Origin of the sequence: Leptospira sarikeiensis (assembly GCF_004769615.1) — a bacterium.
In the GTDB taxonomy this organism is placed as follows: domain Bacteria; phylum Spirochaetota; class Leptospiria; order Leptospirales; family Leptospiraceae; genus Leptospira_B; species Leptospira_B sarikeiensis.
This window is the reverse complement of record NZ_RQGF01000028.1, coordinates 319,522-335,640: the sequence shown is the minus strand read 5'-3', so window position 1 is coordinate 335,640 and position 16,119 is coordinate 319,522. Positions and strand designations below refer to the sequence as shown.

Genomic DNA, 16,119 nt, shown 5'->3' with positions numbered 1-16,119 from the left:
GAGACATCCGTTCAAAAACTTAAATGACAGGCCGAATCGACCCCAGGTTATAGTATTTTAGGCGCTTGGGTCCAGGCTTTTGGCGTCAATAAGCAATAATTCGCAAATCGGCAGGATAAGAGATAATGGCAACGATAGCTCCGACGGATTCCACCTCGGCAAAACAGGCTTTAAGCAAGTCTTCAGCAGTAATCGAACAAGTAACTAAAGCACTCGCGGCTAAATGTAGTTCTAATGGAAAAGTTTCCGTTTCCAAAATGGACCAAAATCAATTCGTTCAGTATCAAATCGCATGGTTGACTTCTGAACAAAAGATCGCGGAAAACTTTATCGAGTATGCTTGGAACGATTCTCTTGGAACGGGCGACCTGGAAAAATTGATGGCTCAAGTTTTTGCTGCCGAAGTTGTTTCTCATATCCGCACAGAGTTTAGCTCCAGAACCTCCGAATACGGAATTTCTACCCAAGATCTGATCTCTAAATTATTCGACGAGTCCACAAACAAGTTCTTAGAAGAAGCAAGCGCGATCGAGAACTACAATCATATCGCCGATCTTATCGTTTCATTAGGACATTATGGTGCTTATGGTCTTAGCGAAGATCACGAAATGTTCCGCCAAACTTTCAAACAATTCGCAGAAGAGGTCGTTGCTCCTAAAGCTGAGCATGTTCACCGCCATGACGATATCGTTCCGGAAGAGATCATCCAAGGTTTAAGAGACATGGGATGTTTCGGTCTCTGTATTCCTGAAACTTACGGTGGATTACAACCGAACGACAAGCCGGATAATATTTCCATGCTTGTAGTTACAGAGGAACTTTCTAGAGGATCTTTAGGGATTGCTGGATCTCTTATTACTCGTCCTGAAATTCTTTCTAAAGCATTATTAAAAGGTGGAACAGACGTTCAAAAAGAGAAGTGGTTACCTTTAATCGCTTCCGGTGAGAAGATGGGCGGTATCATGGTAACCGAGCCAAATTACGGTTCTGATGTTGCCGGAGTTTCCGTAACAGCTAAAAAGGTGAACGGAGGCTGGTCCATCAACGGCGTAAAAACCTGGTGTACTTTTGCAGGTTATGCAAATCTTCTTCTGATCCTAGTAAGAACTGAATCCGATCCTGAATTAAAACATAAGGGGCTTTCTATCGTTCTTGCGGAGAAGCCAAGCTTTACCGGTCACGAGTTCGATTATAAACAAGACGGCGGCGGAAGGATCAGCGGAAAAGCGATTGGAACCATCGGCTATCGTGGTATGCACTCTTTCGAAGTTTCTTTCGAAGATTATTTTGTTCCGGAAGAAAACTTGATCGGTGGAGAACCTGCAAGAGGAAAAGGATTCTATTTCCAAATGGAAGGTTTCTCCGGCGGAAGGATCCAAACTGCAGCACGCGCAAACGGTGTGATGCAAGCGGCTTTAGAAGCGGGTCTTCGTTATGCACAAGAGAGACAAGTTTTCCAAAAACCTATCTTTGATTATAACCTGACTAAATACAAAATCGCTCGTATGGCGATGATCGTTCAAGCTTCCCGTCAGTTCACAAATACTGTAGCGAAACTTTTGGACAATCATCAAGGACAAATGGAAGCGACTTTGATCAAGTTCTACGCTTCTAAAGTTGCTGAATGGGTAACCAGAGAGGCAATGCAGATCCATGGCGGAATGGGATACGCAGAAGAATATGCGGTTTCTCGTTACTTCGTAGATGCGAGAGTGTTCTCCATTTTCGAAGGTGCGGAAGAAGTAATGGCATTGAGAGTAATTGCAAAATCTCTAATGGACCAATACGCTTCCTAAACGTCCGGTTTAAGTTCCTGAAACGAAAAAAGGAAGTCGAAAGACTTCCTTTTTTTATGCTTTAATCTTGTTTTCCGGATTTTCGGTTTAGCTAGCGAGTTGTTCCACGAAGGCAAGAATGTCTGAGTTATCTCTTTCTAAAAATTCCAGAGTTCTTTCCACCATATGATCCAAGAAATAACTCGGATTATGATAATCTCTTAAGAAAGCTTTTACCTGCTCTACCTTATCTTCGGGAATTCTATCTTCCAACACGACTTGCGCCAGTGCATAGATCCCGAATGCGGATTTAAATGGATCGTTTAAGGATGAGATAGAGATGATCTCATCTATATCCACCTCTTTGAATGTAGGGATTAGATCACCAATGAGTTCCAATGCTCCGATCGGGATGGTGCGATCCAGGGACTTTACATAATTGATGAATAATCTATAAGACTGAGAGTCTCCGATCCGGGAGAGTACATGAAATATTCCGGAAAGTAATCTTTTATGAAATCCCCAGGACAATCTTCCCGAGTCCGCTTCCCGTATTGCCTGGTATAAAAAACTCCAAATGAGTTTATCGCCTGACTTTGCTCTTTCTGCGAGTTCATCCAACCAAAGATCAAAGTTCGGATTGTCCGATTCTTTTCGTAGGAAATCCATCAGTTCGGAAGGAGTTTGGACGGGGGGAAGAGAGAGGGCAATTTTCGACATAAGGGGAAGATACTCCTTTTTAAGATCGGTTTCCAGTCTTTTTATGAGACGGAGTTTTTTTCTTATTTCTCGAAGCCCAGTTTAGGAATGTTTTTTGTCTCATAAAAACATTCCTAAACCTATTTGGGGATTATTCTTTTAGGGATAGATTAAAGATGCTCCACTTGGCCTACATCTCTAACAGCTCCTGTATGAGCGGAAGTAGTCAGTGCAGCATAAGCTCTGAGTGCTGCAGAAACGGTCCTCTTTCTGGACTTAGGCTTCCAAGCATCCTTTCCTTTATCGTTCATCTTATCTCTACGATCCGAAAGATCTGCGTCACTCACTCTTAAGTGAATGGATCTGTCAGGAATATCTATCTCTATAATATCTCCTTCTTCCACAAGACCGATGACCCCACCGGCAGCCGCTTCAGGAGAAACGTGTCCGATCGAAAGTCCGGAAGTTCCTCCGGAAAATCTTCCATCGGTCAGAAGTGCACAGGCTTTACCTAATCCTTTGGATTTGAGATAAGAAGTAGGGTACAACATTTCTTGCATACCAGGTCCGCCCTTAGGTCCTTCGTATCGGATGACTACGATATCTCCCTCTACAACTTCGTTTCCTAAGATCTTTGCGACCGCTTCTTCTTGGCTTTCCATTACTCTGGCTCTGCCTTTGAATTTCCAAATGGATTCGTCCACACCAGCGGTTTTTACGATACAACCTTCGGGTGCTATATTTCCGTAAAGAACAGCTAATCCTCCGTCTTGAGAATATGCATGTTCCACATCTCGAATACAACCATTGGATCTATCTATATCAAGTTCAGGCCAACGTTTGTCTTGGGAGAATGCTTCCGTTGTAGGAATTCCTCCAGGTGCTGCGGAGAATAATGCGTACGCTTTTGAATTCGCGTTCTGACGAACGACGTCCCATTCTTCCAATGCTTTTCCTAATGTTTCAGAATGAACAGTAGGAACATCTCTATGGATCAATCCTGCTCGATCCAACTCGGAAAGAATACCGATCACTCCACCGGCGCGGTGAACATCTTCCATATGATATTTCTGAGTAGCAGGGGCTACTTTACAAATACATGGAACTCTTCTGGAGATGAGATCTATATCATGCATTTTGAAATTGATCCCAGCTTCGTGAGCTGCTGCAAGAATATGTAATACTGTGTTTGTAGAACCACCCATTGCAACATCTAACGCCATTGCGTTTTGGAATGCCTCGTATGTTGCGATATTTCTTGGAAGAACGGATTCGTCGTCTTGTTCGTAATATCTTTTTGCAAGATCTACGATCAATCTTCCTGCGGTTAAGAAGAGTTGTTTTCTATCTGCGTGGGTCGCTAAGGTGGAACCGTTTCCAGGAAGAGAAAGTCCCAAAGCTTCGGTAAGACAATTCATAGAATTTGCGGTAAACATCCCGGAACATGAACCGCAGGTAGGACAAGCGGAACGTTCGATTTGATTTACCATTTCATCAGAAACATTTTGGTTCGCGGCTTCTACCATCGCATCAACCAAATCCAATTTTCTGATATCGCCGTTCCAATTTACTTTTCCGGCTTCCATCGGGCCTCCGGAAACGAATACGGTCGGAATGTTTAATCTTAATGCGGCCATTAACATTCCTGGGGTGATCTTATCACAGTTAGAAATACAGATCAGTGCGTCCGCAGTATGAGCGTTCACCATATATTCTACGGAGTCAGCGATCAGGTCGCGGCTTGGTAAAGAATACAACATGCCGCCATGCCCCATTGCGATCCCATCATCCACTGCGATGGTATTGAATTCTTTTGCGACAGCACCTGCCTTCTCCACTTCTCTTGCGACCATCTGGCCTAAATCTTTTAAGTGAACATGTCCCGGAACGAATTGAGTGAACGAGTTTGCGATTGCAACGATCGGTTTTCCGAAGTCTCCTTCTTTCATACCGGTGGCTCTCCAGAGTGCTCTGGCTCCGGCCATATTGCGTCCATGAGTGGAAGTACGAGATCTTAACTGAGGCATATTTAAGGCTCCCTGGTACAAGTTTAGACGTCGAGTTTTTTACTAATGGATGAAAGGAAGAAGGTTCGGAACTAGTTTTGAGAATGGACCTCAGTTTGTAGGAATTCCTACAAAGAGACTATACGAAGATAAGTTATTCTGATCAAGTTTGAGATAGGTACGTTTTTTGCTAAATAGGGAGAGAATGGAACAGAAAGAAGAGTTCAATCGTAGTTTAGGACCTTGGCTTTTATGGGGATTAGGAGTCGGATACGTGATTTCCGGAATGTATTTCGGATGGAATTTAGGTCTTCCGGTCGGAGGAACTCTAGGTTTGGGAGTTGCTACCTTACTCATCATTCTGCTGTATATTTGTTTTTCTTTCAGCTATACCGAACTTGCATGTATGATCCCGAAAGCGGGAGGAGCATTCGATTATGGAAGGGAGGCCTTAGGAAATGCCTGGGCCTATCTGGTAGGAACTGCTCAGTTGATAGAATTTTTATTTGCACCCCCCGCAATAGCCGCAGCGATCGGAGCGTATTTTTCATTATTCTTACCAGGTGTAGATCCGATCTGGATCGCGATCATTGCATATATATTTTTCACTTTGTTGAATATAATCGGAGTGAAGTTTGCCGCTTCATTCGAATTTGCGATTACTATATTAGCAGTTTTTGAATTACTCTTATTTTCCGGGCTTACATTTCCCTCTTTTTCATGGGAGAAATTTTCTCACAATCCATTACCGAATGGTTGGAGTGGTGCCTTATCCGCATTACCATTTGCAGTTTGGTTTTTTTTAGCGATAGAAGGAGTTGCAAATGTTGCCGAAGAAACGAAGGATCCTCAGAAAAATATTTTAAGAGGATTCGGTTCTGCTCTCGCAACTTTGGTAGTACTTTGTGGTTTGGTTTTTTTCTCTTCTATCGGAGTGGGGGGATGGGAGATGATCGTATATCCTGAGCCTGGGGCAGCCGCATCTGATTATCCTCTTCCTTTAGCATTGAGGAAACTATATGGAGAAAGCGGCTGGGCATTTCATTTACTGATCACGATCGGATTATTCGGTTTGATCGCATCTTTTCACGGGATCATTTTAGCAGGAGGAAGAGCAAGTTTCGAATTCGGAAGAGCAAATTTTCTACCCGGTTTTTTTGGAAAGATCCATCCTAAATTTAAAACACCAGCAAATGCATTAATTGCAAATACCATCTTTGGGATTGCGGCCCTATGTACAGGTAAAACTTCCGAACTGATCACCTTGTCCGCATTCGGCGCTTTACTTTTGTATTTTTGCTCTATGATCAGTTTTTTCATTTTAAGAAAAAAACAACCGGAAAGAGAAAGGCCATTTATAGTTCCAGGGAAATTATGGATGCCTTCGATCGCTTTGATCTTATCCGCATTAGTCTTGGGGGTTTCTGCATGGCAACATCCAATCTTATTCGTAATATTCGTTTTAATTTTAGGAAGCGGTTTAGTTTGGGCCAGGTCCGCGATTTTTGCAAAATGAAACTTGCACTTTTATTAGATTCGGTATGAGATCAATAGGGAATCTTTATGGGTTATAAAACCGTTCTTGGTAGGAAGTCCTACATATTTTCCGATCTCAAAACTTTAATGGCAAAGGCAAGTCCTCTGCGTTCCGGGGACCAACTTGCAGGAATTGCAGCGTCCACTCAGGAAGAAAGGGTAGCGGCACAGATGGCTCTTGCAGACCTTCCTTTATCAGAATTTTTGAATGTAGAATTGATCCCGGGAGAAAAAGACGAAGTAACTCGATTGATCTTTGATTCTCATAGCGGATCCGCTTTTTCAAAAATTTCCTCTTTCACTGTGGGCGAATTCAGGGATTATCTTTTGAACGAGAATACCGACTCAGGATCTATTTCAGAGATCCGGGACGGCATAACTCCAGAGATGGCTGCAGCGGTTTCCAAGATCATGTCCAACCAGGATCTGATCTTAGTTTCTAAAAAGTCACCTGTGGTGACTAAATTCAGGAATACGATCGGACTTCCAGGAAGGTTATCCGTTCGTTTACAGCCGAATCATCCTACCGATGATCCGAAAGGAATTGCGGCCAGTATTTTGGATGGACTTCTTTTGGGTAGTGGAGACGCCGTGATCGGAATTAATCCTGCTACGGATAATGTTCCTACAGTTATAGCCCTACTTAAAATGTTGGATTCTATCATTGAGAAATATTCTATTCCGACCCAATCTTGTGTTCTTTGTCACGTGACTACTTCTATGAAAGCGATGGAAGAAGGTGCACCTTTGGATTTGGTTTTTCAGTCCATCGGAGGAAGCGAGGCTTTGAATAAAAGTTTCGGGGTGAACCTAAATATTCTGGAAGAATCTTGGCAGATGGCTTTGGAGCTGAATCGAGGAACCGTTGGAAAGAATGTTATGTATTTCGAAACAGGGCAAGGAAGTGGATTATCCGCCGGAGCTCATTTCGGTATAGACCAACAAACCTTAGAAGCAAGAGCGTATGCAGTCGCTAAAAAGTTCGACCCGTTGCTCGTGAATACGGTCGTTGGTTTTATCGGCCCTGAATATCTATATAATGGAAAACAAATATTAAGAGCAGGATTAGAAGATCATTTTTGCGGTAAACTTTTGGGTCTTCCGATGGGAGTGGATGTCTGTTATACGAATCATGCAGACGCAGACCAGGATGATATGGATACTCTTCTTACTTTGCTTGGAGCAGCAGGATGTAATTATATTATGGGAGTTCCCGGAGCCGACGACGTGATGTTGTCTTACCAAAGTACTTCCTTTCATGACGCTTTGTATTTAAGACAGATATTCGGATTAAGACCTGCTCCCGAATTTGAGTCTTGGCTTTTGGAAAAAGGCCTTTTTGAGTCCGACAAACAATTTCTTCCTAAAGAAAATCCCGGCAGGCTTTTGCTCGAAGGAATTTTAGAGGATAAGATCGGATGAGTTCAAGGGAATTTTGGAAAAGTTATACTTCTGCTAGGATCGGTATCGGTAGATCCGGAGGTTCTATTCCGACTTCCGAACTTCTAAAATTCAGGCTGGATCATGCACGAGCAAGAGATGCTGTACTCGTTGAACCGGACTTCGGGGCATTGTACAATGAGTCTGAAAAAATATTTCGACCCTTAGGAATAGAAACCATTTCGGTAGAAAGTTTAGCTAAAAGCAGGGAAGAATATTTACTTCGACCGGATTTGGGTAGAAGGATCTCGGAACCTTCTCGCGCAAGATTGGAACCTAAAAAAGGAGATTATGATCTCGCCTTACTCGGAATAGACGGTCTTTCTGCAAAAGCATTAGATTCGAATCTGATCCCTTTCTTACAAGTTCTGGTTCCGATCTTGTCGGATAAAAAATATTCCTTAGCTCCTTTCATTTTGGGAAAACTAGGGAGAGTGGCGATCGGGGACGAGATTGGGGAAATTTTAGGTGCGAAGGCGGTCATTCTATTGATAGGCGAAAGGCCTGGTCTAACTTCTGCGGATAGCATCGGGATGTATTTAACATTCTCCCCTAAGTTAGGCAAAACAGACGAGAGTCGAAATTGTATTTCCAATATACGACCCGACGGCTTAGATTTCAGGAAAGCATCCTTAAAAACCGCTTATTTGTTAGCCGAATCTCTCAAAAGAGGTATATCCGGAGTCGACTTAAAGGATGAGATGCCGCCTGATTTTCTGGAATCATCTCCTTCGGGTCGCATTTCTAATGGGTCCTGATTTTTAGAACCGGTTTTGGCTCAAACGAATTCAGTCTATAAAAGATTTCCATTATGTTATGTAAAAGGAAAGAATTCGTAATAATATTATAAATTCGGCTTGAATCCTTGTCCTAAGAGGAATACATTTTAAATAATACTTCGATAGGCTCCTGGCAGTTCCTATCGAAAGGCGAAAAGGGAAAAGAGATGTATAAGAATAATATAGAATTCATAATCAATTCCACAAACAAGGACGAGCCTGTTTACGGGATCCTCGCTTTGATCAGTGATACTCTTGAATCTATGAAGGCCGATGTTTCGTCTCAAAAAATAGATGAAGAACAAAAGAAGGCTTTTAAATCAGCAATGAAAGATATGATTTCCGGCCTGATCAAATTGGACGGGATTGTAGAAGGCCTAGGCCAAAGAGTAAGATAATACTTTGTTCTTAAAAAGAATATTTTAATTCTGCAAAATATTCAGTATTAGATGCGGACATTCCCATTGCTCGAGTCTCGTACACTTGGCTATTCGGTTGCACTCTAAAATTAAAACGGAACCCGGAGGTAAGTTTATCTTTATTTCCGGAAAAAAAAATCGCATCTAACAAACTGATCGTCCAAACTGCAGCTAAAGCTCCCCAGATATTTCCTCTTAGTATCTTTGCATCATCCAAATTTTCTTTGGAACCTTCCGCTCTTATGATATTCGATGAAAGAAGAGGAATATCCCATTCGTAACGAACAACAGGATACGGATTATAATAGGTAACGATCCTATCCGAATTTAAGATTTGATCTTTATCTGCGTTGTATTCCCTTCTAGCTGTTCTGATATGATTGTCTTGGTAAATTCCTGCAGCGAATAAAGATGCTCCCAGAGTTAAAAATACATAACCTTTGCCGGGTTCTTCAGCGTAGATCTGTCCCCAGCCTGGAAATAATAGAGAGCGAAATCCTCTTCCGTACCAAGTAGTCTTTTTGGGGCTAAATCGTAATGGTTCTCCTGAATAAGTTCCTTCATTCCAAGAAGAAGCCATGATACTGGAAGTAACCGCATCCGTTAAAAGTAAAAGCCCTAAGATTGCTTCTCCGAATATTGTGTCTTGGGTATTTTGGGAGGCGGCAGTTACAGAAGAACTTCCTTGAAAGGCTCCTCCATGTAAACCCTGCCTTGAAGAAATAGAGATCAAGTTTGCTGTAGCAGCTAACTCTAAAACTGTAAATGTCCCGGCTCCCCAATAATTTTTTGTTCTATACAATCCGGAGTATCCGGGGATCAAACCTAAGAAAAAATTAGAAACGGGAGAGATCTTATCTTCTTCCGGTCTAGGAGTATAAATATTACCTTTTTCGGATAATTGTTGTACCCGATCTCTTTCTTGGATCTCTTCAGCCGCGTTCGGGATTTTTTTATTCCATTGTACAGGTTGGATCTTTAATAATTTCCAGGTACCGTTGAGTAAGGAAACAGTCTTACCGTTTTCAAGGCTTAGTTCTAAATATTGTGGGCCCATCTTCGCTTTTACATTCTCTATCTTTTCATCTGATTTCAAGAATACAGTATCTGCGGATAGATTAGAAGATGTGAATAGACAAAGGAATATTATAGCTCGAAAAAATGCCACGAATGATCTGCTTAATCTTTCCCTAAAAATAGTCGAATCCCTTTTGCAATGGTTTGTAATGTCCTTGCCATCAAACCTTCCAGTTTGGTTTGAAGGAACAATTCCATAATCAGTTTTCTAAGAGCTAAATCGAAGGGAAGATTAAAATCATTCCAGTCTACTCCGAATCGGAAAGGATAATTTTCGGATTCTTCCTCTTCTCCCGGGCTCGTATGTAGCAAAGTGCCTTCGAAATCTGTATGATGTTCATCTATATGGCGAAATTCTAATGCAAGATGAACTTGTTTTTTGAAAAGAGGAAGTGGGATGATCTCAAGCCCGGCTAATTCTCCCCAGGTAATTCCGCTCAAATTGAGATAACCTCTGTCCCCGTTTTTGAGAGTTCCCGTCCTGAGTAAACCTTCTCTTCCTAACCTACAGGAGCCAACTCTACTCCTAAAAAGAATTTCGAGAGGGGAACCTGCGTCTAAAATTCCGTTTTCGATCTTAATATCACGGATCTGAATATTAAAAACAGGAGTTAAAGTTTTATCCTCGATATCTATGCTGGAATGAGCGACTTTTTCCAATCTAAATTGGATCCTTCCTCTTTTTGGAAGGTATTCTATCTTTTTTCGGGACTCTACTCGATTGGTGTAGTCCATATGAAAGGAGCGAACATTTACTCCTTTGAATATTAGTTTTCCTTTAAATAAATTGGAAAATGAAATCCTAAATCTTACGAAACTTCCCTTTGCGTGTACTATGTCTGTCCCGAGTTCTCCCGGGAAAAATACGATAAAATGTCTGGCCCAAACCCAAAGCCCAGGTAGAATAATTCCAGGTGTGAGCCAACGAAATTTAAAAAGTCTAAAGGAGAAAATATTGACTACGAGTTGGACAAACGGGCCGCTTAGGATGAATTGTAGTCCTAGATAAAAGGAAAGAAATAATAGGATCGGAAGCGGCATGAGAGGGTGGGCGACTAAAATTTTAGTCTTCGTCGCCGCCCGTATATTTATTATCTATGTTCTTCTTATCCATAGGAGAGATCTCTAGTTCTTTTGCTAGGTCTTCTAAAAATTCTTTTTCTCTATCGGTGAACTTTCCGTCCGTAGTTACGATACAAACTGCGTCTTCGTAAAAATTAGCCGCTAAGACCGGATTTCCTTCCGCAAAATCAGTGATCATTTTAACTGGAAGCGGAGATTCGAAAACTTCGGAAAGTTCCTCTATGATCTCTGCTTTTTGGTCATGATGATGATCGAAGATACAATCCTTATCGAACATCGCTTTTACCATTTGTCCGACTAGGTTCCCTTCCTTTCTGTGGAAGACTCCATCCGCGTGACATGAATAAGACCAAAGACTTACTAATACTTTGGCATAATTCATCTTGAGTTGAAAAATCTCGGATTCCATATCCAGACTTTTCTGAAATTTTTCGTAAAACTCATGGCCCGGCAAAACTTTGCTAGCCAAAGATGAAACCCTTTCCATTTTTGATGCCTTCCTTTGAGGGCGTTCCCGTTTTCCGATGTATTTTAACTCAACCTGCGGTTTTGCAATGAAAAATCCATGTTGATTTTGGAGGAATTTTTCTCAGGCTGACTATGTGAGAGCCGAAACAAAACGAAAGATCCTCGTTACTTCCGCTTTGCCTTATGCGAACGGCCCGATCCATTTGGGTCATGTTCTGGAAGCGATCCAGACGGATATATATGTTCGCTATCAAAAGTCTTTGGGCAATGAATGTTATTTTTTCTGTGCGGATGATACGCATGGAACACCCATCATGCTTGCAGCTAGAAAAGAAGGGATCAGCCCGGAAGAATTGATCGACCGAGTTAGGTCGGAACATTACCGAGACCTTTCCGGATTTTTAGTAGAATACGATAATTATTATACCACTAACTCTGAAGAAAATCGGATCCTTTCCGAGGAAATTTATCTTTCCTTAAAAGGAAAAGGCCATATCGCAGAACGCGAAATAGAACAAGCATATTGTGATACGGATAAGATGTTCCTACCTGATCGTTTTATCAAAGGTACTTGCCCGAATTGCGGGACCCAAGATCAGTATGGGGATAGTTGTGAGAATTGTGGAGCGACTTATTCTCCCAAGGATCTAAAGGATTCTCATTGTTCTTTATGTGGGACTCCTCCCGTTAGTCGAAACTCCAAACATATTTTTTTCAAATTGGGTGATTTCGAGAAATATCTTTCTAACTGGGTGGAGAAAGAATCCCATGTCGCAGACGGTGTTCGCAAAAAACTAAAGGAATGGTTTGAAGCAGGGCTACAGGATTGGGATATTTCTAGGGACGGACCTTATTTCGGTTTTAAGATCCCCGGAGAAGTCGAAAAATATTTTTACGTCTGGTTGGATGCGCCGATCGGATACATGGCTTCCAGTTTGAATTATTTCAAAGGGGATCGTAAAAAATTCGATTCTTTTTGGAAGGATGAAAATGCTGAGATCTCCCATTTTATCGGAAAAGATATATTATATTTTCATACTTTATTTTGGCCTGCGACTTTGGAAGGTGGAGGATATAGATCTCCTACACAAGTGCATGTTCACGGTTTCATTACCGTAAACGGTGAAAAAATGTCCAAGTCCAGAGGGACATTCATCAAGGCAGAAGGATATCTTAAACATTTAGATCCTGAACATCTACGTTTTTATCTGGCTGGAAAACTCGGGTCCGGAATGGACGATCTAGATCTTTCTTTCGATGATTACACTGCAAAAGTGAATTCCGATCTTGTGGGAAACTTCGTAAACTTAGTTTCCAGAGTTTCCACATCTATATTAGATAAACTGGATAGAACTTTAGGAAGTTTGGATCCGGAAGGGAAGAAGATCCTGGATGAACTGAGAAGTTCAGAACCGAAGATCAGAGAATGGTATGAAACACGTAACTACACTCGGATCATGAAAGAATGCTCTCGTTTGGGAGATATCGCGAATAAATACGTAAACGATCTGGCTCCTTGGATCCAGATCAAAACGGATGCAGAACTTGCGAGACAAACTGTGACAGTAGCGTTGAATGCGGCTCGTATTCTTGCGATCTATCTATGTCCGGTTCTCCCTAAGGCTTCCGAAAAAATATACAAACTACTGGACCTAAATAAAAAACCAGAATTTGCGGATCTGGATTCCGATTTAGAAAAAACAAAAGTATCCGCTTATGAAATGATCACCAAACGAGTGGAAGAAAAGGCCATCCAAACTATGTTAGAAGAAAACGCTGCAGAAACAAAATCTACACAGGCTCCAGCTCCGGCTCCGACAAAAACGGAAGGAGTTTTGGAAATCTCTATCGATGACTTAAGCAAAGTTGATCTAAGAGTTGGCAAGGTCTTAGAAGCAGGTCCTGTAGAAGGCGCGGATAAACTTGTACAAGTGAAACTGGATCTTGGACCACTCGGTACAAAAAACGTTTTCGCAGGAATAAAGGCTGCTTACCAACCTCAGGATCTTGTAGGCCTTAGCGTAGTAGCGGTTGCAAATCTCAAACCTCGTAAGATGAAATTCGGAATGTCCGAGGCTATGTTACTCGCTTCCGGAGAAGGCGAAACTTTGAGCTTATTTGTTCCTCATCGAGGGGCAAACCCAGGCGATAAATTGAAATAAATCGAGTCTAAGAGCTGTAGGAACAATCAATGCCTTTAGAATTAGACATCTCCTATAGCTTCCAAAGGCTTTTGGAAAAAAGTAGGACCGTATCAGGTCGTCTTGTCTCTAGGCAACTTACGTTTATCATAGATTCTTTTTTAAGAGCAAGATTCGAAAAGTCTTCGGGCATCCTAAAAAAGGGAGAAGAGGTTGCTGTTGTTGCCCTCGGCGGCTATGGTCGTATGGAGATGGCTCCCCATTCGGATGTGGATATATTATATCTGCATAACGGAGTTCCGGACCATAAACTTTCAGAGATCATCTCTTCCATCAATACGTATCTATATGATTCTGGTAAAGAAGTAGGTCATACTTGTAGGACGATCAAAGAATCTTTCCGGTATTTGGATGATATGTCCAGCTATCATGCAATCTTAGATAGTAGATTCTTAACAGGCTCTAAAGAACTGTTCAAAAAATATGAAGAAGAGTTTTTAGCAAAACTTCCTACAAAGTTTTCCACAAGATATAATCAAACAAAAGAAGAACAACTTTCCGAAAGGTTTTTAAAAGAAGGAAGACCGATCCTTCTGTCAGAACCGAATTTGAAAACGGATCTATGCGGGCTAAGAGACATTCAATATTTATATTGGACTGAAAAATCCAGAGGGCCTATCCGTTCATTGGGTGGGCTTGCAGTTCTTCCATTTTTTCAGAATGGAGAGATCCAAGCCTTGGAAGAGGCGTATGATTTTTTGATACGGGCAAGAACCGCGCTTCATGTTCTGACCGGGAGAAAACATGATCGTTTGGATCTGAATCTACAGCCGGAAGTAGCAGAATATCTAGGTTTCGGTAAAAAAGAAGAAATGCAGACCATAGAGAAGTTCATGAATACTCTCTATAGCCATCAGAAAAATATTTACTTCACGATCCGTATCTATTTGGATTCTATACTCGCTTCTCATAAAGGTGGAGAGACTGAAAATTTCAGTTATGAAGGGATCCGATTCATAAGAATTGGAAAAACGGTCTTTCCTCCGAGTGAAGGAAATCTTTTCGCAAACCCTCATACTTTATATAAAGATCTATTACTTACATTCAAAATGATCCAAGAGACCGGCTTCGAAGCATCCGGTAGTCTATTAAGCGAGATCAGATTTGCTTCCCATTTCTTGGATGATGATTTTAGATATTCTGCAGAAGTAAACGGAGAGTTCCTGAATATTCTTCGAAATAGCAAAGATCGTGGAAGAATATTAAAATTAATGCATGAATGCCAGGTTCTCGGAGAACTTTTACCTGAGTTTGGGGCCTGCACCAATTTTCCATTATTCAGTTATCATCATGAATTCACGGTAGATGAACATACACTTCTGATACTTCACGAATTGGACCGTTTGGATAAGAATGAATTCGAAGACAGAGAGATCCAAGAAGTTTACGGAGAATGTGAGAAAACCGAAATTCTTGCGCTCGCAATCCTTTTGCATGATGCAGGAAAAGTGAAAGAAGGAGATCACTCCGAATACGGTGCGGAACTTGCTGTGTCTGTCGGCTCTCGTCTTGGGCTTTCCGAAGAAGATACAGATGTATTCCGCTTTTTAGTGGAGAAACATATTCTGATGTCGGAGCTTTCCTCTAAGCGAGACATCTCGGATAAAATTTTGATCCGTAATTTTGCGAGAACCGTTTCCAATCCGGACAGACTGAAATTACTTTATGTTCTTACGATCATAGATACTAAATCTGTCGGAACGAATGTTCTTACCAATTGGAAGAAGGCGATCTTAAACGTTCTTTATAAAAACTCCATAGACTTCTTTAAAAATAAAAGAACGGATTACGAGGATTCTCATGGAGAGGAAGAAAGGATTGCGCTTTCGAAAGATTTAGTCGCGTATTTAACCGAAAAAGAGGGCCAGGATCCTAAGATCGCAAAAACAATCGCTTCCTTTGCATATTCGGTGATCCCTCAGAGTTTTTTAAAAACGGTATCTAACCGAAAAATATTAAAATATTTTAAATCGATTACTTCCCTTAGCCAAGGAGAAACATCCGATCTACTTTTCGATCTGGAGCAGGATCCTGCATTCGTGACTGTAGAAGTTGTGAGCCGGGATCTTCCTGAAATTTTATTGGATCTCTGTTGTTCTGTTTCTTCAGAAGGATTAAATCTTGTAGGAATGCAAAGTTATACTTTCGAAGATTACCAAGTGCATATCCTTCAAGTGACCGACTCTCAAGGGAGCGGGAATATTTCCGGAGATAAACTTTCCAGAATGGAAGGTAAACTTAGGCTAATGGCTTCCGGAACATTACAAAGAGATAGTATTGCATTCGAAAGGACTGAATGGAATCCACGTAAGACGATACCGGAGAGTATCGTTAATAGATCCGTTCGTTTTTCCAATGAAGATGTTACTGATACAACGATTATGGAAGTTAGAATGCCGGATATGGTTGGACTCGTGTATAGAATTTTACGAAAAGTTTTCGATTTCGGTTTAAAAGTTTCCCACTTAAGGGTATCCACTTCGGCGGACTATGCTTATGACTCATTCTATCTTCAAACAAAAGAAGGCGAACAGGTCAAGGATAAGGAATTATTAAAATCTTTAGAAGCTAGGATCCTAAGAATTCAGCCTGTGGAAAGGATGACAGGGGAACTCGTTTTTTAAAAATGGTCCCCA

At 41.4% G+C, this 16,119-nt stretch carries 12 protein-coding genes; 7 read left to right on the top strand and 5 right to left on the bottom strand.

Features of this window, described 5'->3' with window-relative positions; all coding sequences use genetic code 11:
• Nucleotides 1-125: 125 nt before the first annotated feature.
• The gene (locus EHQ64_RS12860; RefSeq protein WP_135649874.1) at nucleotides 126-1,796 is read left to right on the top strand and encodes an acyl-CoA dehydrogenase family protein; all 1,671 of its coding nucleotides are present in this window, start codon (nucleotides 126-128) and stop codon (nucleotides 1,794-1,796) included.
• Between the two features lie 87 nt (nucleotides 1,797-1,883).
• Here the strand turns inward: EHQ64_RS12860 and EHQ64_RS12855 are convergent, their stop codons facing one another.
• Nucleotides 1,884-2,495 (bottom strand): hypothetical protein, encoded by a 612-nt coding sequence (locus tag EHQ64_RS12855; protein ID WP_167882401.1) that lies wholly within the window; start codon nucleotides 2,493-2,495, stop codon nucleotides 1,884-1,886.
• Between the two features lie 149 nt (nucleotides 2,496-2,644).
• Nucleotides 2,645-4,501, bottom strand: coding sequence for a dihydroxy-acid dehydratase (gene ilvD / locus EHQ64_RS12850; protein ID WP_135649873.1), 1,857 nt, complete (start codon nucleotides 4,499-4,501; stop codon nucleotides 2,645-2,647).
• Nucleotides 4,502-4,685: 184 nt separating this feature from the next.
• Between ilvD and eat the strand changes: the two genes are divergently transcribed.
• The 4 genes from eat (at nucleotide 4,686) to EHQ64_RS12830 (ending at nucleotide 8,633) form a co-directional block, all read left to right on the top strand.
• A complete protein-coding gene (gene eat / locus EHQ64_RS12845; RefSeq protein WP_135649872.1) occupies nucleotides 4,686-5,996 on the top strand; it encodes an ethanolamine permease in 1,311 nt (436 codons plus the stop codon).
• 47 nt (nucleotides 5,997-6,043) lie between these two features.
• On the top strand, nucleotides 6,044-7,438 hold the full coding sequence (locus EHQ64_RS12840; RefSeq protein WP_135649871.1) for an ethanolamine ammonia-lyase subunit EutB: 1,395 nt from the start codon (nucleotides 6,044-6,046) through the stop codon (nucleotides 7,436-7,438).
• Nucleotides 7,435-8,214 carry an ethanolamine ammonia-lyase subunit EutC gene (eutC, locus tag EHQ64_RS12835; protein ID WP_135649870.1) on the top strand — a complete coding sequence of 260 codons (780 nt, stop codon included), beginning with the start codon at nucleotides 7,435-7,437 and terminating at the stop codon, nucleotides 8,212-8,214. Before EHQ64_RS12840 ends, eutC begins: the two co-directional genes overlap by 4 nt.
• 188 nt (nucleotides 8,215-8,402) lie before the next feature.
• On the top strand, nucleotides 8,403-8,633 hold the full coding sequence (locus tag EHQ64_RS12830; protein WP_135649869.1) for a hypothetical protein: 231 nt from the start codon (nucleotides 8,403-8,405) through the stop codon (nucleotides 8,631-8,633).
• A gap of 10 nt (nucleotides 8,634-8,643) precedes the next feature.
• On the opposite strand, the gene EHQ64_RS12825 is transcribed toward EHQ64_RS12830, so the two are convergent.
• The 3 genes from EHQ64_RS12825 to EHQ64_RS12815 all read right to left on the bottom strand — a co-directional run bounded on the left by EHQ64_RS12825 (nucleotide 8,644) and on the right by EHQ64_RS12815 (nucleotide 11,301).
• A complete protein-coding gene (locus EHQ64_RS12825; RefSeq protein ID WP_135649868.1) occupies nucleotides 8,644-9,750 on the bottom strand; it encodes a hypothetical protein in 1,107 nt (368 codons plus the stop codon).
• Nucleotides 9,751-9,833: 83 nt separating this feature from the next.
• A complete protein-coding gene (locus EHQ64_RS12820) occupies nucleotides 9,834-10,772 on the bottom strand; it encodes a hypothetical protein (protein WP_135649867.1) in 939 nt (312 codons plus the stop codon).
• A gap of 22 nt (nucleotides 10,773-10,794) precedes the next feature.
• A complete protein-coding gene (locus tag EHQ64_RS12815; protein ID WP_135649866.1) occupies nucleotides 10,795-11,301 on the bottom strand; it encodes a tellurite resistance TerB family protein in 507 nt (168 codons plus the stop codon).
• 115 nt (nucleotides 11,302-11,416) lie between these two features.
• Between EHQ64_RS12815 and metG the strand changes: the two genes are divergently transcribed.
• Together metG and EHQ64_RS12805 are read left to right on the top strand one after the other, a co-directional pair.
• Nucleotides 11,417-13,444 carry a methionine--tRNA ligase gene (gene metG / locus EHQ64_RS12810; protein WP_135649865.1) on the top strand — a complete coding sequence of 676 codons (2,028 nt, stop codon included), beginning with the start codon at nucleotides 11,417-11,419 and terminating at the stop codon, nucleotides 13,442-13,444.
• Nucleotides 13,445-13,473: 29 nt separating this feature from the next.
• Nucleotides 13,474-16,107, top strand: a complete 2,634-nt coding sequence (locus tag EHQ64_RS12805) for a [protein-PII] uridylyltransferase family protein (RefSeq protein ID WP_135649864.1) — start codon at nucleotides 13,474-13,476, stop codon at nucleotides 16,105-16,107.
• Nucleotides 16,108-16,119: the final 12 nt, after the last annotated feature.